Here is a 20546-nt window from a genome sequence, read left to right as displayed (position 1 = left end):
CTCTATCACCTTCACATAAGCCTTGGCGGATGTATGCTGCAAAGAGTTTCCACTTGTCTACTTTGTCCGTATAGAAAACAACAAGATGCTCTCCCTCTCTTAGACGAAGAGAAGGATCTGTAATTTTGAATAGACTCTCTAGAATTGTTGTCTGCCTAAAATGATATGCCACGATTCCACAATATAGCACATAAAATAGAGAACTTATTTCTACTAGTTCAATTCCTAGGTTCCTCATTAATGCATGGAAAAGCAACAATGTTACTCCAGTAGCTGCCCAGCAAATTCCAAGCCACCAGAGAGCGTCCGAAACATGTTTTTCATTGCATTTGCGACTTAAAAGAATAAAAACTGCACAGGGGTACGCTATAACACTGACTAATATTCCTCCAAGAAACACTGTGAATAGCGGATCATATACAAAGCTCTGAACTAGATTTCCCCATAAATTCGGAACATTGTCTTTTACTTGCCATGGCGTGAATATCCATGCCACAATTAAAACTGAAAACGCATACATTTTGAAGAGAAGAGAGATTATGTTTATCTTATTTGAGAAAAAACCTTTTCGTTGTATTACTTGCTGTTGCTTGTATAAAATAAAAGCAGTTTGCTCTACTGCCAATGCCGCTACGATTGCGGCAGATGTCCCCCAAAGGATGCATGGTTGCATTATCCAGCTTTCTTTTATTATGTAGTTTTTAACCATGTTAATTAAGACAATTGAAGCTACAGCTGAAAACGCTATAAGGAGTAGTATTCTCACTGACTTGAAGTAAGAACCCTTTTGTCGCATAAAAAAAGCTATTAACGTAATGAGAACCACCAGAACTGCTAGATAAAAGAGCAAATCTATCATGATATTTCCCAAGTGTTACATCGTTGAGAACGGCACTATTTTGAGTCCAGTCTCTCCGATTATGACATCGTGATACTTTCTGCTGTGACTTGTTCCCCGCATCTTTCGAATCAGAAAACGGGTTTTAAGTTCAGTATCAACCATAACGTTTTCAAGGACAATGACTGAATCGGCAATAAACTCCTCTATTCCAAGCCCTAATGTATTAGACCCTGCTGGAACGCTGCAAGTCATTATAGTTGTGCAACCAATCTTTTTCAGCATTTTATAAAAAAGATGCATTAGAGTTCTATACTCGAACTTTTCACCTATTCCAATGAGAAAAGCGGTAAGAGAGTCTATAACCAATCGTTCAGCTTTCATTTCCTTAACTATTTTTAGAATAAAGTCCAAATTTGCATTCAAACCCACGTCTTTCATCGCTTGCAATCCTATGACCCTGACTTGACCTTCACGTTCCAGTTTTCCCAAGTTCATACCTAGTTCTTCCATGTTTCTCTGTAAGCTTGCTTCATCTTCTTCAAAAGTTGCATACACTCCCTTTTCTCCATATTGTGTGGCACCGTTGTAAATGAATTGAGTAGAGAATATTGTTTTGCCGCTGCCGGTACTACCTGCTAATAAGATTACTTCGCCTTTTACTAGTCCTCCACCGATAAGTTCATCTAACCCGTCTACTCCAGTTTTTATGCGCTCCATCATTTTTTAATCCTCTAACGTCGTGGCAGGGATAGCTATAGCATCCTCTGTTGAAAACTATGTCAGGTAATCTTAGACTAATCCTTTATGAAAAGAGAATACTAATTTCAAATAATTTGACACCTAAAACATTACAGAGAGAAGAGTCAGTATGGCACCAGTTGCCAACGGCGTTGAAAGATTGTCGTTAATCGGCAACGGCAAGGGTTCCACAACTGTGCCTACAATTGCGCCAATGAAAGCTTGCAGTGGGTGAAGAAAAAATGCGGCGCCGAAGAAAGCGAAAGCGAACCCGGCAACGGAGCCCTCCAAGCTTTTACCTTTGTTGAAAGGGATTGAAGTTTTTCCGAATATTTTGCCGAAAATCGAAGCGGTGCTATCTCCAAGTGAGACTATAGCTATCGATGCATAGTTTATTGGAGTTGGAAAAAGGATAAGAGATAATATGATGCCTAAAGCCAGAAATATTGGAGCCAAAACAAATTCATAGCGTTCTGAGGGTGCTGCTGCGTTTAGAGTAATTGATGAAATTAGGGGAATACTTTTTCTTTCAACTCTGGCAAGCTCAGCTGCCATGTATGTCAGAGTCGTTAGAAATAGAAGAAAAGCAACAATATAAACTCCAAAGCGCATAGCAGCCAGAGCCACAAAGAATCCGCTGGCATGTATAACTTCCCGAATCACTTCATTGCGCGATAAAACAAAACGAGGCCTTTTTTGAGTTCCTTCAAGAATCGGCACAATTTCTAGTAAGTTGCCTTTTATTACATAATCGGACTTTAGGGTTATTAGAAAATCTGGGTTGTAGCCTATCTTCAAGGTCTCTGGATAGAAAATTGGAGAGTTGTTGCGGTCATCAGCTACAACCACACAATCTCTTCGTGTAATGTTTTCTTGGTCCAAGATTTTATTCATTACGAAGGCTTTTCCGTTTTTCTTTATGACGTCGCCTTCGATGTTTCCTGTCAAGATATTGCCCTTAATTTCTAATTCGAGTCCAAAAGCGTAGTCAGCTTTCAGACGAGAAGCAAGATTTTCGACAATCATTTGGGGAAGCCCTGAGCTTATGAGGGCTGTTCTTAACCCTCTTTTCCTTAGTTCTACAAAAACTGCTTCTGTGTGTGGGAGTAAAGGTATTTTTCTGAATGTATTTAGCAGTTCTTCTACTGTGGAATCTCGAAATAGTTTGAACATAGTTTCTAGCGCTGATTTTAGAGAGAGTAAGCCTATCTCGTAGAGGAAACCAATGAAAAGGAGCTTAATGAACTGCAAGAAACTCAGGTTTCGCCCTAGTTCGAAGACTAAATAGCGATTTTTAGGTAGCAATACTCCTTCAACGTCGAAGATTACGAGTTTTCTTGAAGCTATTTGAGTCATGCTTGTCTATCTCTATTCTCTTTGTATTAGCAATTTGGTGGTTGGTAAAGTTTTAATGTTTGGACGAAGCTATGAAGTTTGGGTGGCGGGCCTTAGGTGGGGGGCTAGGGGTCTCCTGAAAGGCTTTGCCTTGACCGTAAATCCTCTATATGACGGACTGAGAGCTGAGGCTGAGGCGTCAAAGAGCGTTGGGCTCCGCTTATCCTTGCAGTGAATATCCGTCCCTTGGGGCTGGCGGTCATGGAGCTGTCTCTGTAGGGAGGCGGTTTCTGTGCCTACTAGGTGAATCTGGCCAGGCCCGGGAGGGAGCAACCTAAGTCTAGACGTTCAGCGCTCAAGGGGGTGCGGATACGAGACAATGGTAGGCTGTGGGCTTGACGAAAACTGGGCTTCGAACCTCAGTGACCCGCCGCTCAAAATTCACAGTTCCTCAGCGTTTATGCGACTTCAAATTGAGCAGCATTTTGCACGGTTGACACATCTCGTTTACAGTTGGTTCACCGCATGTTCTGCAATTTCTCAGTCTTTCTGTTTTTACTGCATTTTCTATGGAAGACCCTAGCCTCTCTGCTGAGCGATAAACCGTATATTTTATTCCTGGATGTTTTTCTTCCATTCTATTCAACATAGTACGAATGTCGTTTCTTAACGCTGCGGGAGCATAGGGACATGGTATGTTTTGGAACTCAAATTTTCGCAAATAAGCATACAACGTTGTTTCCTTTTCAAGGACTTCACAGAAAGGTTTAATGCGGCACACGAAATGCGAATGCGTAGCAGACGAAACGGGTCTAGCTCTAGCTATCCTCAATGGATCACCATGTAAAATGTTCAAGAGTACAGTTTGTGCCTCGTCGTCGAGGTTATGTGCGGTTGCAAGCTTTGTTGCTCCACAACTTCGAGCTACAGAATTAAGTGCACGCCGCCGTAAGACGCCGCAGTAGGCACAAGGCGTCAAACCTCCACCATTTTTTTTCTTATCATGTAATCTCTCAACCAACTCGTCGAGTTTATATCCAAACAATTCTTTGAATGAAACAATGACATGCTCAACACCCAGCTTTTTACAGCCTTCCTCGGCAATTTTTAATGCTTCATCCCTATAACCGCGGATACCTTCATCAACAGTAACAGCGATTAACTCAGCTTGAGGGAACGACCTTTCAAGTCTGGTCAAAATGTGAAGAAGCGCCATACTATCTTTACCGCCTGAGACTCCAACAGCTATCCTATCGTCGAAGCGAAGCATGTCGTACTTGGCTATGGCTGCTCTAACTTTGTTCTCTATAGAATGGCAAAAACAACTACTGCATAGTTTTTCGCCCGAGTAAGGGCGCATGTAAATTGCGCCTCTACGTTTACACATCGTACATGTTGAGGACATTGTTTCATCGCACGGGTTTTGGTTTAGTTTATTAAAAATTAACGCTCTAGTATAGGTTTCTATAGAAGGTCCAAATCTCATGACTAAGCCAATCAGACACGCTGAACGCCTAGAAATCCACTACAATAAACAGCGATGGCAACAATTGAAGATACTACGTTCGAAAGCAATTAATCTAATGGAGATTTTGGAAAAGGCAAATCTAACCACAATCACTCACGGCAGCGTTGCGAGAGGAGATGTAACAGCTAAAAGCGACATAGATATTTTCATACTCAACCTCCCCTCTTCTTTCAGAATCGAAATAACTCTCGAAAGAGCAGGCATTCAGATAAAAAGGCGATTAATTATACAAGCTACACCCTACTACGCTGTCAAAGGATACATCGAAATCGACAGCCAACAGGCGGTTTCCTTTCCTCTCGTAAAAATGCGTCGAGTGGAAAGAGACTTTTACAGTTTTGGAGGAGAAATCACTCTTACAATGCTAAGGGAAGACAGAAGAGTGGCGGGAGTTGACAAGAGACTTATGCTTATAGAGCCAACAGACAAGGGACACATTGAAAGCGGTATAGTCGGTCGAGAAGAGGAAACAGCCAAACTGTTAGGAATTTCTCTAGAGACAGTGTTGGACCGTATGCATGCGCTTCTACGAAGAGATAAAATAGGCAGAACAGGCGTGTTTATCAAAAGAGAATTGGCACCAGACGAAACTTTCGAGCAAGCCCTAAAAAAACTTGCCGAAACAAAACCAGAAGTGCGACGGCGCTTAAAATTTTTTGAAAAATAAAGTGTGTTCAGTTTAGCTAACAGGAAAGCGTAAAAGTGCCGCAACTCCTCCAAGAGCCAGCAGTTTCTGACCAGCTTCATGTTCAACGCTTATTACGATAATTTTTCCGCTTTTTTCTTCAGCGTCTCTCATTAACTTCTCCAAAACCAGTCGTTTTTCATCTGAAGCGTCTCTTATGGTAAAATCTGCCACAAGAAGGGTTTCAACAGCTCCAAATGTGCCCGCTTTCTCTACTTGCTCCAAGCCGTATGTTACATCACCTTTCTCTTTTCCAAGCCTTGCAAGCACTTCTTCAACAACTTTAGCTTCTTCTGCAATGCGCACATGCTTCAATGCTTTGTCTAACACGCCGGAGCGTAAAGCCTCCTTAATACCTGCTATTCCGCTGCTGTTGACACCTTTTACTTCTATCACTGCTTGAGCAATGTCTGGCGCCTCGTTTTTCACGTATCTAACGAATTGGTTTTTGACGAAGCCTACTCCAATTATCGCGATTGAACAATGAATGCTTTGCCAAAGTGTTCTCAAGGCGTTCAATGTTTTTCTAAAATAGTTTCGTAAGGCGTTTGCTCTCTTCTCGGCTTCTAACTTACCTGGAAGGCTAGCTTTGCTTTCAACTCGTACATCTATTCCATATTGCCTGATCATTGCGATACAGTACTCTTCGCTATCAATCGAAACAACAACGATAGGTGGTGCTTGGAAACGTCTAGCTCTTTCAAGACGGTCAATTTGATGCTTCAGCCACTTGTCCTTTACTATCGTTATCGGCTTGTTCACCGCTATGTTTAATGTGTGGTGTGCGCCTCGTCCAGCGATATCTTCCGGTGTTTCGTGTATTTTGCCGTGCACTCGAAGTCTGTTTAAACTACGGTCCCAAAAAACGTCTTCAACTCTTATGCCAAAGAAAACCGAAACACGTTTGCCTTTTTGAGGTCTTGCATACTCTCCGTCAACCTTCACTCCTCGAGTTGTTCTGGCATACACCAAGTCGCCCCTATAAATGATGTTGTATAAATGCCACAAGTCGTCCAACGTTTTAGGCACTACCTTTACGATACCTTTCTTGAAGTTCTTCCCTAAAATCTTCAAAATCGCACACCGCCTGCGTCACCTAATAGAAACATCGAGCTATTAAAAAGTTAAAATCCACAGCAGCAATCCTATTTCTTGGGGCGATCACTATTTGAAGGTTACCTTCTAGCTTTTAGACAGCAACTACGAGATTGAAGGTAACATATCGGAGTTTTGGATGTGGAGTACAGACACTGTTGGAAACCGCGTCTTGATAATTGACAGAACTTCAAAATCTACTTCATTGAAAGAAAATACAACCCCGGAGAAAGTTGAGGAGAAGCAAGAAGCATTAACTGAGTTTTTGGGCAGCTAACCTTGAATATCAGCGAAAGTGATAAGATGCACATTTAAGGGGTGCTTAACAACATCTGAAACACGTGCAGCCACCAAGTATTTGACTTTCTTCTTACTGGCGACGTCCACTAAACGTTGTGTTATAACGCCGTCGAAAACCACAGTATCTATATCTTCTATTTGTCGAAGCTTTTCTGCAAGTTCACTCACTGGCAAGCGCTCCATTTTTTCCATCTTTTCATTAAGCAATACCGCCTCCAAGCTGCCCTCTAACTCCTTTGCAACCTTAACAATTTGCTTTGGAACAAGCACCCTGCGTCTTTCTTTCCTCCTTTTCAGTCGCTCCATAGGAGCCTTTTTGTCAAGTGCTGTCATGATTTCTTTGCAGTTTAGTTCTTCAACTTCCATTCCTGGCGGAGCCCTTGTAACATACTTTGTGTTAGTTACTTGTATCAATTCTTTAAGTATCAAGTCGCCTCCACGGTCGCCGTCTAGAAACGCCGTTGCTTCCTTTCCTTTACATAGTTTGATTATCGTTTCTGGAATTTTCGCCCCTTCAAGGGCAACGACGTTCAGTATTCCACATCTCAAGAGATTGAGAACGTCGGCTCTGCCTTCAACAACAATTATCTCTTTTGCACTTTCGATTTCCGGTCCGGCTGTGAGTTTTTCTTTGCCATATTTTTCAACTTTTGCCGTTCGTAGCGTTTCTGAGACTTCGCGAAAAATTTGGTCTGTGCTTGGCATAGATTCGATGTTCCATTGGTGAAGAATCTCTTTTGCGCGGCCTATGATGAGTTTGCGTCTTGCATCACGTATGTCTTCAACTTTTTCCAGAGTGATTTTGGAGTTGCATGGTCCTACACGGTTGATGCTTTCTATACTTGCAGCTAGTATGGCTGTGGAAACGCGGTTAAGGCTTGTTGGTATGGTGATTATTCCAGATGTTTTATCCTGTTTTGATTGTAGATTGATTTCGATCCTTCCAATTCTGCCTGATTTTTGCAGTTCCCGCAAATCTAATTCGGGCCCAAACAAGCCTTCTGTTTGACCGAAAACTGCTCCAATAACATCTGGTTTTTCTACAACGCCCTCGATCTCAAATTTTGCACGGATTACATATTTTACTGTAACGGTTTGTGATGGCCCCATTAACGTCACCTCCGAGTGATAATGTAAGGATTAACATCACTAAATGTGAATTGTTACCGAATACTCGGTTACAGTTTTCTCTCTATTATAGTTTGCGAATTTCCAATCTTCTTCCTTAAAGTCTGCAGGTACGGTAGCAGGCCTTCTATGTCTTTGATATCATGACTTATCAGATTGCGGAGTTCTTGCCAGAAGAACACGTTTGGCTTTATTTTGGTTTGTTCAAGGTACCGTGTTAAACGTTTTGTCCATTCCTTGCCGCGCCTGTCAAAATCCATTAACAATACTACTTCTTCTATGTCCAGTTTTTCTATTTCTGTTACTAAGGCGAGGAAAGATTTTCTTGTTTTTGCTGCAATTATGTTGCCACAAAACGCAAGTTTGCGAAGGACATCGATGTCATTTCGGCCTTCAACAATTATAGGTATGCCCTTGGCTGATTGAAGGGCCAATCTTTCCAAGAGCTCTTCGATTCTCTCTATTTTTTCCTTTAAGCGAGTTGACAATGTTGTTTTACCTTGTTACTTCGATTTTCTTCATCTTCTCCAGCTTTTCTGGATACTTTTTAAAGTGAGTTCGAACTGGTTCTAATATTTGTATTAGGGCTTCTGCGACTGCGTTTTTTAGGTCCAAGGGATGAATTTTTCCTTCTCTATATACTTTTTCGAGTTCAATGTAGTTGGTAAAGATTTCGGTACAGCCGTATTCAGGTGGACGTGTTATTGTCAACTTATTAGTATTGCTGAACACAGCGAGTTGCGCCGCTTCTAACACTGGATTGCCACTTACTTGTTTTGGCGGGCAATACGCATCCTTTAACTTGGCTTTGATGTCTTCTGGCGAGTCGTGTACGAAGATACATGTGCGCGGTAGACTCTTGGACATTTTTGAGACGATCTTCAAGTTTAACGCTACATCGTCGTCAAGCTGCCTATCGCTTTCAGCGGGTCCTTTGAGTCCCATAAGTAAAGGAGTGTGAATACACGATGGTTTTTGCCAGCCTAGTTTTTCTGCTGCGTCGCGGGCGAGCATATGGGCTTTGCGTTGTTCCATGCCTGCACACGCTACATCAAGTTGCATGTGGAATATGTCTGCGGCTTGCATGCATGGGTAGAACAGCCAAGCGGTCTCAACATCGGAAAGGTTCATCTCTCTGCCCATGATAGGAAGTGCTCTCCATATACGTTGAACCGAGGCTTTTTTTCCTATTTTTACAACTTTTTCCCAGTATTCGATGTCTTTAGCGAGGTCTGTCGCCCACAAGTATTCAACATCTTTTATGCCTAGTGCGGTGAAGCATTCTTTGAAGTATTCGCCGCACAAGCGTATGTTTTTCATCTCGCCGCCGAGCTTGTTGTTAATCCATGAGTGCCAATCTGCAAGGAAAATGACGAAGTGGAAGCCTGCTTCAACCATGTCTTTAATTTTTGAGCCGCATACCAGACCTAATCCTATGTGCATTAGCCCGCTGGATTCGAAACCCCAGTAAGCGCGAGGTTTGGTTTTTGTTTCAAGCAAGGAGCGCAGCTCATCGGAGGTTATTATTTCCACAGTGTTACGTGTAGCAAGAACGAGTTTTTCTTCGATGTCCAACATTGTAGCCCCCTGAATATTTCTTTCTTACATTCTTTGATTAGAGACTTAAAAGTTCTCTTTATCGCGGGTGACATGTGTCCCACGTCACCTAACACTTAACTTCATTGATGGAGTCTCACGCTCTTCTATGTTAAGCTCTCTCTAGCGTGGGAGGTTAATTACCCGCGCCCACCGTGTCCCGTGTTTGGGTAAGCTCTTCGTCATAAGCCAGCTGTTACGCAAGCTTCTGTCAAGTCCGTCTGCACGAGCCCTCAAAGGGAGAGTTCCAGTGGGATTGTGCTCATGTCATCGCTAGGATAATAAACAGAAAACGTAGGAAAAAAGGTTTTCTAGTCTATCAACATCTCTAAGTCTATCTCAAAGGCTGCGGTAGGATTCTCTAGCTCGAAATTGTTTAGGACCTCTGGATGCACTTCGCCAACCATTCCTATCTGCTTGTTCTTGAAACTGATCGTTGCGGCTCTTCCATCGATAAAGCTTGAATGCTTTGTTTCTCTTATTTTCCAACGGTTCAAGCCCATATTTGCCATCAACGCTTCTAAAGCAGATTTTATTTCGGTGAAATTCGCGGTTGCATGAGATGATACTGCAGCTAGGTGCAGTCGTCTTTCGCATCGTGTCTCTTGCTTGCTATTTAGTCGCACTACATCCGAGACTTCGAAGAGCTTTTGGGGAAAACTTTCATGCTTGTTGTCCGCGAGGTTTTTCATCAAGCTAGGCAGCAAATCTTGCCGCACCATTGTGTATTCAGTTGAGATAGGGTTGGCAAGCTTGACAGATTTCTCGGCTTTTCTACGCATCTTTTTATAGTGTAAGTTTTCGTTTGTGATAGTAAAATTCATGGCTTCTGTGAAGCCCAAGCCTATCACGATTTGCCTTGCCATATTTGCGGTTTTGAAGGCGGGGTGCTGTTTTCCTACGGTGACTGAGGATGGAAAAGTGGGTTTAAGCTTGTAGTAGCCATAGCCAATCGCCACCTCTTCCACCAAGTCTACTTCATGAAGAACATCGATACGATAAGCTGGAATCATCACTTCAACGACGCCTTTCCCAAGTTTCTTAGTTCCTAGCCTACACTTCTTTAAACAATCAACGATTTTTGATTCTGAGAGCCTAAGACCCAACAACTCGTTAGCATATGCTGTTCGAAGCTTCATCTTCTGCGGGCTTAAATCAGGTGAGAACAGCGTATGGTCTGTGTATTTTACTTTTACGTTCTCGATGGTACTCCCCATATCTGAGAGAGCTGTGGATAGAACATTTAGGCTCTTTTTAACTGCAACATAATCTGTTCCTGTTACGTCGATGAACAAGTTTTCAGTCTGTTTGTCGATTCTTGTTAGTTCGCCATTTATTATCGGCGGCATAGAGAGCACTTTACTATCCTTATCAATTAACAAAGGATATTTCGGTGCCCAGTCAACCAACTGTCTGTACGCTTCTCCTTTTTCGTGGTCTTCTAGAATTTCTTTTGGACTCATCTCTTCAGTCTTGTCCAACGGAACGAATTTCACGCTGTTTGGCTCAACCGCTGTATAGGTGAAAGGCGGGTTAATTACGTCTAAGTTGTGCACACCTATGGAAGCCTTTTTGCGGTCTCTACCCACGCCCCAGTGTAAGTCCTCCTGCATTTCCATCAAGTCAATAACGTCTTCTTCGTCAAGCTTCACGTCACGCACAATCGCTGCTAGCATGAAAGGTCTAACCTCAGAGACTGCTTCGTCGATGTTGAGCACTGTTCTGCCGCTTTTCACGTTGTATTTTGGTAACCCAATTTCCCAGCCTCTCAACCCGTTGAAAGCCCTAGCTATTCCAGGATAGCTGCAAAAGTCGATACGGTTGGGGTTGAACTCCACTTTTACATTATTCTCTCCGACTTCTTCTATGTCGAAGCCCAGCCAAGGCAGCCATTTGACCATTTCTGCAAGAGTGAGTTTTCGCCCTACAAACTCGGAGAACCTTTCCCTGTCTAAAGTGATTACCGGCATAACGGTGTCCTCCTAATCCATCCTAGGTGGTTGCCATACAGTAGCCGTATGTCATCAAGCCCGAGTTCCAACATGGCTATACGTTCCAGCCCTCCTCCCCAGGCTAAAACAGGGTATTTTATACCCATCGGAGCTAAAACTTCAGGTCTAAACATGCCCATACCGCAAAGCTCCATCCAATGCTTAAGTTTCGGAACATAAACCATTGCTTGCGCTGAAGGCTCTGTATAGGGAAAATAGCATGGCCAGAACTCTACTTTTTTCAATCCAAAACTGCTATAGAAAATCTTTAAAGTACCCATCAAGTCGCGCAACGATACTCCTTTGTCTACCACAATGCCTTCTATTTGGTAAAATTCTGCCGTGTGCTTGTATGTAAGTTGTTCGTTTCGATAAACTCGGTCAACTGAAAAGACCTTAATAGGCGGCTTCTTATGCTTTGAAAGGTATTTGATAGTTTCAGATGTTGTATGAGTACGTAACACTAACCTCTTAGCCTCTTCTGGGCTCCACCTATATCCCCATCCACTCGACCCTGTTATCCAACCATCTTCATGCGTTTTCGCAACAGCGTCCACAACGATTTTCTCAGGTAATTTCCCAGCTTTAGGAATGGAAAGGTAAAACGTGTCTTGCATCTCTCTTGCTGGATGATCTTGAGGTTGAAATAACGCATCGAAGTTCCAAAAAGCTGTTTCAACCAGTGGCCCACGGATTTCGGTGAACCCCATTTCCAGAAAAATCCCTCTTGCACGTTCGATGATTTGCTGCAAGGGATGAACCTTGCCTGGATATACAGGTGGACCATGTGCAGTCACATTGAATTTTCTTAGTTTTGTCTCTCTCCATTTTCCCGTCACGATAAGTTCAGTGGTAAGTTGGCTTACTTCTTCAATGATCTTGACTCCTTTTTTAAGGAGCTTTCGACCTTTTGTGGTTAGATCCAGTATTCGATAAGTTTTTTCTTCAGTCTGTACAAGCTTGCGTTTCCGTAAAGTTGCTATTGCTTCTTGTTTTTCTCTATTTAATTCTTCAGTTATAATAGTGTCCTTTTCTGCTAAAAATGCTAGAATCTCTTCGTCCTTTCCTTTTTTTGGCTTTTTCAAAGCCTCCAAGGTTCGTTCTTTTCGTTCTATTGTTGCCCATTCTTTTCGACGTAGCCAGCCTAAAGCTATGGATACAAAATTATCTTCTAGTTTTGCGTCTTCAACAACCTTGTCAATCTTTGCTTTGCCGCTTAACTTAATTAGCGAATTAATCAGTTGACGTTCTGGCAATCCTCTCTTTGCGTGCAGTTTTCCTTCTTCGCTTAAGGTCACAATTGTTTGTACTTGTTCGTGCAGTTGGACAAACTTTTCTTCTGATAGTTTTAATGTTGCTCGCATGACAGCAGCGTGAGCGAGACCGCTGGCTTTTATGATTTGATTTACGTTGGCTTTACCGCCTAGATTGCCAAGAGCGAGGAGTGTTTTCTGTTCGTTTTCGCGAAGTCTAACCACTTTTGGTTCCCCCAGTTTCTTTTGAGTTTCTACTGTAGTTTAGTGGCGTTCGAATAAAAAGTCTCCATGTGGTTTGGTTGTTTTTAGGATGTTTTAGTCTGATTGGGGATAGAATTCTGTTGCTGGTTACGTAAATTGGTAGGGCATCCCTTCGTACCGTCATAGCATTATGCGGTGGTTTATTTATGTTTTATTATATGATTACAGTGCCGATTTTTTGGCCTTTTATGGCTTGTTGGATATTTTGGGGGGTGTAGCCATTTACTATGATGGTTTTGATGTTGGTTTTCTGTAGGATTTTGATGGCCACTGGGTCAAGAATTTGGTGTATTCCTGCTTTGTGGCGGTTTTGTTCGAAGAGTTGTGTTAGGTCGTGATATGTTATTGTATCTAGTTTTTCTGCGTCTTCATATTTTCTCGGGTCTTTGTTGTAGATGCCATCCTGATCCGTGGCTTTCACGAGAAGTTGTGCTTTTATTTTTTGGGCGATGAGAGCGGCAACTGTGTCTGTTGTCATTCCTGGTTTTAATCCACCCATAACCACGATTTTATCTTTCTCCAAGGCTTTGACAGCTTCGATTATTGAGGTAGGTATATTCTTTGTTCCGTTTTTATTTAGTTTCAACGTGACAAGTAGGGCGTAGAGACGTGAGACCTTTATGGCAAGCCAGTCTTGTGCCTCTTCGCTTAGTCCCAGTCGATTACCCGTCTTTATAAATTCCCGCGCCAGAGCACCACCGCCGACTACAGTTACGATTTTGTGACCTTTTTTTCTGAGTTGTTTGAGAATTTTTATGTATTGATTTATGAGTTTCGGGTTTGTTGGGGAGGCTATGACTGAGCCACCGATGCGTATTACTATAAACATGTTTTGTAGATGCTCCTACGTTGGCTATTTAAGGAGTATTTGGGGTAATAAAGCTAATGAGAAGGCAGTGGAGTTAACCCAGTTGATGTGATGAGCTTTGGAAGAGCTTAGAGTTGTATTTTTAGGGACAGGTGGTGGTCGGTTTGTGACTATTACACAGAAACGGCGGACTGCAGGAATCCGATTGTTGAGTGATGGATTTAATGTGCATTTAGATCCTGGGCCTGGGGGGCTTGTATATTCTTGGAAATTGGGGTTGGACCCACAGAAGATCGATGGGATTTTGGTTTCGCATGCTCATCCTGATCATTATAATGATGCTGAGGTTTTGGTTGAGGCGATGACTAGAGGGACTGTTAGACGGCGGGGTGTTTTGGCGGCGGCGAGAAGTGTGCTTAGAGGCGGCGAAACGGCTGAAGTGGCGATTTCAAAGTATCATCAAAGTTTGCCCGGGCGAGTCGTGGAGGTTGTGGCTGGGGAGGATTTTGAGGTTGGAGGTGTGAGGGTTGTGGGGGCTGAGGCGAGACATTCGGATGTGGATGCAGTTGGGTTTCGTTTTGAGACTGATGTGGGTAGCATTGGGTATACAAGTGACACTGAGTTCTTTGAGGGAATTGAGCGGTATTATAAGGGTGTGCGAATATTGATTTTATGTGTTTTGCGGCCAAGTGGAGAGCCGTGGCAGGGTCACATGACTACCGATGATGCGATGAAGATTGTGAATGCTGTTAAACCAGAGTTTGCGGTGTTGACGCATTTTGGGATGAAGATGATTTTTCAGGGTCCTGTTGGAGAGGCAAAACGTGTAGTGAAAGGAACAGGCGTAGAGACGGTAGCGGCGAGGGATGGGATGGAGTTATTGGTAAATGATGAAATTGTAGTGGGAAAGGTGAGTGGTGAGAAAAGGCGACGAGTTGGATTAGGCACGTTTTTTAGAAGTTAGCGCGTAGCTCTTAGACTACACTGTCTATTATAGGCTCTAAATAGGCTTTTAGTAGCTCTGCCAATGTGGTCTCAGAGAGAGTGTAGGTTGTTGCCAGTTTTTCATTTATATAGGTCATGTATCGTTTTTTTGCTGTTGGTGTTTTTCAAAGCATTTGACCCTAAAACAAAGCAAGTTTGAGTACTGAAGTTAAAGAAAAGTTTTATATGGATGGATTATCCAACCAATTCCTATGGAATCATCAACGACTCGCCGCGTTGCACTATTCGCCCTTCTGACTGCCTTATGTATTAGTTTACAATTAACCCCTCGTCCTCCAAACGTTGAATTTACTTCTTTACTTGTCTTCTTTGCAGGTGCCTTTTTCGGCGCTTTTTTAGGCAGTGCGCTTGGTGCAACTGTAATGTTCATCAACGGGTTTTTGTCGCCTTGGGGATTTGCCGGGTTAATGTTGCCTTTTCAAATGGCTGGAATGATTATCATGGGTATTGTAGGCGGGTTGTATGGACGCACAAAAAAAGGCATATACACCCCAAGTTCTTGTGGTGAGGCGGCCATTTTAGGTACTTTTCTTACAGTTATTTATGACCTAATTACCAATTTCGGCGTTGCTATGTCTTTTATGCTACTTGGAATACCTATTCTACCCGCTTTTATCAGTGCAATTGTCTCTGGTGCTCCTTTTCTGTTAATCCATGTCGTGTCGAACTTCTTTGTTTTTTTGGTAGCTTTCTTTCCGTTGACAAGAGCTTTACAGGAATTCTTCGGAGGTGAAAACATTTGGAGAAAAAACTCTTTACGTATATAACTCTAGGCTTGCTTACTTGGGCGATTGTAGGAACAGCTGCCGCAGGCTATTACTTCACCCAATATAACATCTATCAAAGCGAATACGACGATCTAGTGAATCAACTTAACACCAATGTTGGAGACATTTCAGCGATGTTGGAAGGCCTGTCTCTTGAAGCCAACATCTTCCTAAGCTATGGCAATGGTACAAAAATCTGGCACAACAACACTGTGCTTCCATTAGGCGCAACCGCATTCACAGCCATATACTCCATAGCTGACGACATGAACTATACAGACTATGGAAGAGAATTAGGAATATTGGTGACCTCGATAAATGGAGTAGACAACAATTCTACACACGGATGGTTCTACTGGCACTGGGATTCTGGAAGCTCAGAATGGCTCCTTCCAAGCTACTCATGTGCAAAACACATACTTCACAGAGGAGACGTAATCGCTTTCACATATGCTAGCTACATGGAATGGCCGCCACCGCCACCTATCTAGACTGCTGCATGCAATGTTTTGACAGCGTTGTAGCCCAACTCAAAAGCTCTCATATTTATGTCTAAATATTTGGCTGGCACTAATTCACGCAAAGCCTCTTTCAAAGTCTCAGTTTTCAACGGAAGCTTTCCAGTAGCCGCTAACGCCCCTATCATCACTATGTTTTGGGTTATTACGGCGCCAGCTTTTTCCGCCAACGTTGCAGCATTAACTGGGACAATGTTTCTCGTGAAGCTTCGGAGTTGCTCAAGAAGCTTTTCTACCGGTGGATATTCAGCACCGCTAATCTTGAAAGCCTTGGTGTTTGCAAGGACTATTGTATTTCGCGAGGCGAATCTGATGTTTCGAAGGGCTTCCATGGGTTCGAAGCCGACGATTACATCTGCGGTGCCTTCCAAAACTGTGGGTGCAAGTGCTTTTTCGCCGATGCGTACGTGTGAGACAACAGCTCCGCCTCGTTGAGCCATGCCATGAAGCTCACTTACACGCACATTGTAGCCTTCTTTGACTGCAGCCGTTCCGAGCATTTCTGCCGCCAACAGTATCCCTTGCCCTCCGACCCCAGCAAGCACAACGTTACACGTATCCACTAAACGGTGCCTCCTTGAATAGCGTTGTAAGGACAAACTGACATGCACAGCGTACAGGCAGTACACAACGTTCCATCAACCGTAACCCTATCTTCTTTCACCACAAGCGCAGGGCAACCCGTCAATTTGACACACACCATACAATTATTGCACTCGTCTGTAATTTTCATTGGCGCCACTTTGATTCCCTTCTTCCGCCTTTCCCGCAAGACCAATAACGTGCAAGGTGCACGAAAAACAACCACTGAAGGACCGGACGTCTTCAAAGCTTCCTTAAAAATTTCAGTGGCCTCTCTGACTTTGAAAGGGTTAACTACCTTGACGTACTTGACACCTAACCCTCGCGCAACATCTTCTATCAAAATGCGATTCGTCTCTGTTTGCATGCCGGTCTTTCCAGTTCCAGGGTGAGGCTGCTGCCCAGTCATTGCAGTTGTAAGGTTATCTAGCACCGCAAGCGTGACCTTGTGGTTGTTGTAAACTGCATTAGCAAGACCTGGAATTGCTGCGTGGAAAAACGTGGAGTCACCAACAACAGCTACCGCATCCAAACCAGCAACCTTGCTAATGCCTCCAGCGGTTCCTATGCTTGCACCCATACAAATGAGCACGTCGCCAACCTGCAACGGAGGCTGAATACCTAACGCATAACAACCAATGTCCGTCGATACCACCGCTTTCCCAGCAGTTACAGTTTTTATTATATGAAACGAGGCTCTGTGGGGACAACCTGGGCAGAGAATTGGCGGTCTGGGCAGCAGAATTTCGCGCGCTTGACTGTATTTTTCATCAATTGCCTTAAAATTTATGAGCGGTTCTTTGCCAGTTATTTTAGCAAGGGCTTCAACTACGATACGAGTTGATAGTTCGCCAAAGTAAGGGAAGAAAGACGTTTTCATTTTGCCATAGATTGCCACATTTGGCGATTGGTCTTTGGCCATTGCTTTGATGTGTAGTTCTAAATAGGGTGCCAGCTCTTCGACAACGACGATCTTGTCGTGACTTTTTAGGAATTTAATGATTTTTTGTTCTGGGAGTGGGTGGGTCATGCCGAGTTTTAGGATTCCAGCGTCTAAGTCTAGAAATTCCACTGCCTCGGCTACGTAGTTGTAGGCTGCGCCGGAAGAGATTATTCCGATTGTTTTGCCTTGTCGCACTATTCTGTTGAAGGGTGACGTCTCAGAGATTTTTTTGGCACGTTCAACTTTTTCGAGCAAGACTTTGTGTTGTGTCCGCGCGTGGGCTGGAACCATGACGAAACGCTTAACATCTTTGACAAATTCTCCTTTCAAGTTCGCTTTTTCTAGCGCTCCAAAGGTTACTGGTCCTCGTGTGTGGCTTATTCGGGTTGTTGTACGCAGCAAGACTGGCAGCTGTTGTTGTTCTGACATCTTCACGGCGTAGGGCACCATGTCTTTTGCTTCTTGAGCGTTGGATGGTTCAAGAAAAGGCAACTTGGAAAGCAGGGCATAGTAGCGGTTGTCTTGTTCATTTTGGGAGCTGTAGCATTCAGGATCGTCAGCCGTGACAATCACCATGCCTCCTCGAACACCCACATAGGCAAGTGTCATCAAAGCATCCGCAGCCACGTTCAAGCCAACATGTTTCATGACGGAAAGCGCTCGCACGCCGCAAATGGCAGCACCTGCCGCAGTTTCCAAAGCCACAATCTCGTTAGTTGAATATTCCATATACATACCTGCGTTTTTTGCGATTGCAGAGATAGAATCACCGATTTCAGACGCTGGCGTGCCGGGATAAGTGGTCACCACTCCGATTCCCGCCTCTAAGGCGCCGCGAGCGATTGCCTCGTTGCCTAAAAGAAGAACACACTTACCTTCCGCATCTTCTAACAACACACGAATATCAGGCAAAAACGTAATCCTCCACTTTGAGAAAACAGTTCATAAAGAAAGCTTCTCATATACGTTTCGTTATAAACTTATTTTACCTGAGCAAAAGTAACTATTAGTAACTTACATTATGAAAATCTTATTTCGGTGAAAAACTGTTGCAGAGGAAAAAAATTTTTGAACATATAGACCGGCACTACACTGAACATCTTGGCAAACTTCAAGAACTCGTTCGACAACCTTCCATCTCAGCAGAAAACAGGGGAGTTCGAGAGTGTGCAGAACTCGTCAAAAACTACTTCAAAAATCTCGGCTGCGAAAACTCTCGACTTGTAGAAACCTCAGGGTTCCCAGTTGTATATGGATACTATGACGCTGGTGCTGACAGAACTATAATCGTCTATTTCATGTATGACACTCAACCAGTTGACGACCCTGGATGGGCTATCCCTCCACTGGAAGGCAAAATTGTCAGTATGCCTCCTTTCGGTGATTGTCTTGTGGCAAGAGGGGCAATTAATACTAAAGGAGAACTATGTGCCTTCTTAAACGCTTGTGAGTCGATTAAAGCTGTGGGCGAGGAGATTCCAGTTAACCTAGTGTTTGTTGCCGAAGGCGAAGAGGAATTAGGTAGTCGGCACTTGCCAGAATTTATCGAGAAATACGAAGGCGAGTTGATGAAGGCTGACGCCGTGTTCTTCCCATTTGCTGATCAAGATATGAGGGGCAAAGTAGTGATGTATCTTGGCGTGAAAGGCATCGTCTATTTTGAGTTAGAACTTGATGGGAAGAGTTGGGGATATGGACCAACCGAGTTTGACATTCATGGAAGCAACAAAGCTTGGGTGGACAGCCCTGCATATCGCATGATACAAGCTCTAAGTACTATGACCACGAAAGACGGTAACAATGTTTTGATAGATGGCTTCTACGAGAACGCATTGCCGCCAAACCGAGAAGATCTTGGACTGCTGGAGACACTGGAAAAGACTTTTGATGAAGACTCCGTGAAGGATTCGATGAAAGTCGAGAAATTCATCGGAGATGTGCACGGAAAGAAGGCTTTGCTCAAATACTTGTACTCTCCAACTCTGAATATAGATGGCATATGGGGAGGATACATAGGACCAGGAACAAAAACTGTACTGCCATACAAGATCACAACTAAAATTGATGTGAGACTGGTTCCCAATATGTCAGTAGAAGAAGTAATACCAAGGATAAGAGAGCACCTTGATAAACATGGCTTTAGGAAAATCAGAATTGTAGAGCTTGAAGAAGGCTATGGATGGGCTAAAACAAGCGTGAAAGAACCTGCTGCACAAGCAGTTATCAAAGCCTACCGAGAATTCGGCTACGAACCAGAGATATGGCCTCACATGGCTGGTAGTGCTCCGTTTTGCATGTTTAATCGGGAACCTTTGAACTTACCGTTTATTATGGGCGGGCTGGGTCACGGCGGAAGGGCACATGCACCAAATGAATACATCGTTGTCCAAGAAGGAGGCCCTACAGGTGGATTATGCACTCTTGAGAAGTCTTATGTAACAATTCTCGACAATTTGTCAAAATTGCGTTAGGGCACGGTTTTCTATCATTTTTCGATACATGTAATTTTCAATTCATGCATGCAGTCGACTAACCTGTCTATGTCCTTTCTCTGTCCTTTAATTCTGAATTTCGTGCACAGATCTTTCACAAGCAGAGTTTCAATTACTTTGGCACCGGTCTCTCCAAATATTTCTTTAATAGCCTTAGCGAAAGTTTGCGGCTTTGTGGGAATATCTTCAAGTTTCAGCAGATACCCTTCCCTTAGATGGTAGTAAACCGCCTTGGCTGTATTTTCTCCAAAAATATTTTTCATGCTTTCGTCCAAAGCGGATAGCAATGTTCTGTAAAATCTGTCTCTTCTAGCTGCCAAACTTTCACACTCTAATAAGACACGCAACTTAAAATGTAATTACACGTCATAGGCAATATTTAACTTTTCGTCTGCTTTTACAATATCTTCATACGAAAATTAAAAAATGGAGGAGGTGACTATTTATGAAATGGAAAATTTTGCTTTTTGTCTGCTTACTCGTCGCAGCCGCCGTAAGCATAGCAGCAACATCCCTCAGAACCGTCCCTTCAAACAGCATGAACTCCTTCGACCTCAGCAATCTATTGTTAGACGGAGGTTTTACGCCGACAGGTGGCGGAGACCCACTTCCTGGCGGTGGAATTCCAACATAACTTAAAAAAGCATCTGTTGCTAAATAATACAAACTGGTGCGGC

The 20546-nt window shown here is 43.3% G+C and carries 21 protein-coding genes and 1 other RNA gene; 8 read left to right on the top strand and 14 right to left on the bottom strand.

Going from position 1 to position 20546, the window contains the following annotated elements; all coding sequences use genetic code 11:
• The 3 genes from KAU88_08620 to KAU88_08610 form a co-directional block, all read right to left on the bottom strand.
• A partial coding sequence (locus KAU88_08620) for a hypothetical protein (protein ID MCK4478571.1) occupies positions 1-859 on the bottom strand: 859 nt, incomplete at its 3' end.
• Positions 860-874: 15 nt separating this feature from the next.
• Entirely contained in the window at positions 875-1561 is a 687-nt protein-coding gene (locus KAU88_08615; protein ID MCK4478570.1) for an AAA family ATPase, read from the bottom strand.
• Between the two features lie 120 nt (positions 1562-1681).
• On the bottom strand, positions 1682-2935 hold the full coding sequence (locus tag KAU88_08610; GenBank protein ID MCK4478569.1) for an HAD-IB family phosphatase: 1254 nt from the start codon (positions 2933-2935) through the stop codon (positions 1682-1684).
• Between the two features lie 83 nt (positions 2936-3018).
• On the opposite strand from KAU88_08610, the gene ffs reads away from it, so the two are divergent.
• Positions 3019-3347, top strand: an RNA gene (ffs, locus tag KAU88_08605) — signal recognition particle sRNA.
• A gap of 18 nt (positions 3348-3365) precedes the next feature.
• On the opposite strand, the gene KAU88_08600 is transcribed toward ffs, so the two are convergent.
• On the bottom strand, positions 3366-4319 hold the full coding sequence (locus KAU88_08600) for a TIGR00269 family protein (protein ID MCK4478568.1): 954 nt from the start codon (positions 4317-4319) through the stop codon (positions 3366-3368).
• A 79-nt stretch (positions 4320-4398) separates the two neighbouring features.
• On the opposite strand from KAU88_08600, the gene KAU88_08595 reads away from it, so the two are divergent.
• Positions 4399-5109: a nucleotidyltransferase domain-containing protein gene (locus KAU88_08595; GenBank protein ID MCK4478567.1), complete on the top strand. Its 711-nt coding sequence runs from the start codon at positions 4399-4401 to the stop codon at positions 5107-5109.
• Positions 5110-5121: 12 nt separating this feature from the next.
• On the opposite strand, the gene KAU88_08590 is transcribed toward KAU88_08595, so the two are convergent.
• Entirely contained in the window at positions 5122-6201 is a 1080-nt protein-coding gene (locus tag KAU88_08590) for an mRNA surveillance protein pelota (protein MCK4478566.1), read from the bottom strand.
• 160 nt (positions 6202-6361) lie between these two features.
• Between KAU88_08590 and KAU88_08585 the strand changes: the two genes are divergently transcribed.
• A complete protein-coding gene (locus KAU88_08585; GenBank protein ID MCK4478565.1) occupies positions 6362-6499 on the top strand; it encodes a hypothetical protein in 138 nt (45 codons plus the stop codon).
• On the opposite strand, the gene KAU88_08580 is transcribed toward KAU88_08585, so the two are convergent.
• From KAU88_08580 to pyrH, 6 genes are all read right to left on the bottom strand, one after another.
• The gene (locus KAU88_08580; GenBank protein MCK4478564.1) at positions 6496-7632 is read right to left on the bottom strand and encodes a DNA primase; all 1137 of its coding nucleotides are present in this window, start codon (positions 7630-7632) and stop codon (positions 6496-6498) included. The two genes, KAU88_08585 and KAU88_08580, sit on opposite strands and share 4 nt — an antisense overlap.
• 68 nt (positions 7633-7700) lie before the next feature.
• On the bottom strand, positions 7701-8138 hold the full coding sequence (locus KAU88_08575) for a toprim domain-containing protein (GenBank protein ID MCK4478563.1): 438 nt from the start codon (positions 8136-8138) through the stop codon (positions 7701-7703).
• A gap of 7 nt (positions 8139-8145) precedes the next feature.
• On the bottom strand, positions 8146-9228 hold the full coding sequence (locus KAU88_08570) for a tyrosine--tRNA ligase (protein MCK4478562.1): 1083 nt from the start codon (positions 9226-9228) through the stop codon (positions 8146-8148).
• A gap of 329 nt (positions 9229-9557) precedes the next feature.
• The gene (locus tag KAU88_08565) at positions 9558-11216 is read right to left on the bottom strand and encodes a phenylalanine--tRNA ligase subunit beta (GenBank protein ID MCK4478561.1); all 1659 of its coding nucleotides are present in this window, start codon (positions 11214-11216) and stop codon (positions 9558-9560) included.
• Positions 11207-12715, bottom strand: coding sequence for a phenylalanine--tRNA ligase subunit alpha (locus tag KAU88_08560; protein ID MCK4478560.1), 1509 nt, complete (start codon positions 12713-12715; stop codon positions 11207-11209). The genes KAU88_08565 and KAU88_08560 overlap by 10 nt, the downstream gene beginning before the upstream one ends.
• 193 nt (positions 12716-12908) lie before the next feature.
• The gene (gene pyrH / locus KAU88_08555; protein ID MCK4478559.1) at positions 12909-13583 is read right to left on the bottom strand and encodes a UMP kinase; all 675 of its coding nucleotides are present in this window, start codon (positions 13581-13583) and stop codon (positions 12909-12911) included.
• A 97-nt stretch (positions 13584-13680) separates the two neighbouring features.
• Between pyrH and KAU88_08550 the strand changes: the two genes are divergently transcribed.
• The 3 genes from KAU88_08550 to KAU88_08540 all read left to right on the top strand — a co-directional run bounded on the left by KAU88_08550 (position 13681) and on the right by KAU88_08540 (position 15825).
• On the top strand, positions 13681-14526 hold the full coding sequence (locus tag KAU88_08550; GenBank protein ID MCK4478558.1) for an MBL fold metallo-hydrolase: 846 nt from the start codon (positions 13681-13683) through the stop codon (positions 14524-14526).
• 403 nt (positions 14527-14929) lie between these two features.
• Positions 14930-15334, top strand: coding sequence for a hypothetical protein (locus KAU88_08545; GenBank protein MCK4478557.1), 405 nt, complete (start codon positions 14930-14932; stop codon positions 15332-15334).
• Positions 15307-15825: a hypothetical protein gene (locus KAU88_08540; protein ID MCK4478556.1), complete on the top strand. Its 519-nt coding sequence runs from the start codon at positions 15307-15309 to the stop codon at positions 15823-15825. The genes KAU88_08545 and KAU88_08540 overlap by 28 nt, the downstream gene beginning before the upstream one ends.
• Here the strand turns inward: KAU88_08540 and iorB are convergent.
• Entirely contained in the window at positions 15822-16415 is a 594-nt protein-coding gene (gene iorB / locus KAU88_08535) for an indolepyruvate ferredoxin oxidoreductase subunit beta (protein MCK4478555.1), read from the bottom strand. The genes KAU88_08540 and iorB overlap by 4 nt on opposite strands.
• On the bottom strand, positions 16415-18289 hold the full coding sequence (gene iorA, locus KAU88_08530) for an indolepyruvate ferredoxin oxidoreductase subunit alpha (protein ID MCK4478554.1): 1875 nt from the start codon (positions 18287-18289) through the stop codon (positions 16415-16417). Before iorA ends, iorB begins: the two co-directional genes overlap by 1 nt.
• 137 nt (positions 18290-18426) lie before the next feature.
• Here iorA and KAU88_08525 point away from each other — a divergent pair, with 137 nt between their 5' ends.
• A complete protein-coding gene (locus KAU88_08525) occupies positions 18427-19848 on the top strand; it encodes a M20/M25/M40 family metallo-hydrolase (GenBank protein ID MCK4478553.1) in 1422 nt (473 codons plus the stop codon).
• A 14-nt stretch (positions 19849-19862) separates the two neighbouring features.
• On the opposite strand, the gene KAU88_08520 is transcribed toward KAU88_08525, so the two are convergent.
• The gene (locus tag KAU88_08520) at positions 19863-20189 is read right to left on the bottom strand and encodes a DUF3227 domain-containing protein (GenBank protein ID MCK4478552.1); all 327 of its coding nucleotides are present in this window, start codon (positions 20187-20189) and stop codon (positions 19863-19865) included.
• Positions 20190-20314: 125 nt separating this feature from the next.
• Between KAU88_08520 and KAU88_08515 the strand changes: the two genes are divergently transcribed.
• The gene (locus KAU88_08515; GenBank protein ID MCK4478551.1) at positions 20315-20503 is read left to right on the top strand and encodes a hypothetical protein; all 189 of its coding nucleotides are present in this window, start codon (positions 20315-20317) and stop codon (positions 20501-20503) included.
• Positions 20504-20546 lie beyond the last annotated feature (43 nt).

It is taken from the genome of Candidatus Bathyarchaeota archaeon (genome assembly GCA_023131225.1).
Classification (GTDB): domain Archaea; phylum Thermoproteota; class Bathyarchaeia; order Bathyarchaeales; family SOJC01; genus JAGLZW01.
Note: the sequence above shows the minus strand (reverse complement) of the source record. Positions and strands in the feature narration are given on the sequence as shown.

Bases quoted from the DNA above. Each gene is read 5' to 3' on its own strand.
- KAU88_08615 (MCK4478570.1), bottom strand. From the start codon at position 1,561: ATGATGGAGCGCATAAAAACTGGAGTAGACGGGTTAGATGAACTTATC.
- KAU88_08610 (MCK4478569.1), bottom strand. From the start codon at position 2,935: ATGACTCAAATAGCTTCAAGAAAACTCGTAATCTTCGACGTTGAAGGA.
- KAU88_08600 (MCK4478568.1), bottom strand. From the start codon at position 4,319: ATGTCCTCAACATGTACGATGTGTAAACGTAGAGGCGCAATTTACATG.
- KAU88_08595 (MCK4478567.1), top strand. From the start codon at position 4,399: ATGACTAAGCCAATCAGACACGCTGAACGCCTAGAAATCCACTACAAT.
- KAU88_08585 (MCK4478565.1), top strand. From the start codon at position 6,362: ATGTGGAGTACAGACACTGTTGGAAACCGCGTCTTGATAATTGACAGA.
- KAU88_08580 (MCK4478564.1), bottom strand. From the start codon at position 7,632: ATGGGGCCATCACAAACCGTTACAGTAAAATATGTAATCCGTGCAAAA.
- KAU88_08570 (MCK4478562.1), bottom strand. From the start codon at position 9,228: ATGTTGGACATCGAAGAAAAACTCGTTCTTGCTACACGTAACACTGTG.
- KAU88_08565 (MCK4478561.1), bottom strand. From the start codon at position 11,216: ATGCCGGTAATCACTTTAGACAGGGAAAGGTTCTCCGAGTTTGTAGGG.
- pyrH (MCK4478559.1), bottom strand. From the start codon at position 13,583: ATGTTTATAGTAATACGCATCGGTGGCTCAGTCATAGCCTCCCCAACA.
- KAU88_08545 (MCK4478557.1), top strand. From the start codon at position 14,930: ATGTTCATCAACGGGTTTTTGTCGCCTTGGGGATTTGCCGGGTTAATG.
- KAU88_08515 (MCK4478551.1), top strand. From the start codon at position 20,315: ATGAAATGGAAAATTTTGCTTTTTGTCTGCTTACTCGTCGCAGCCGCC.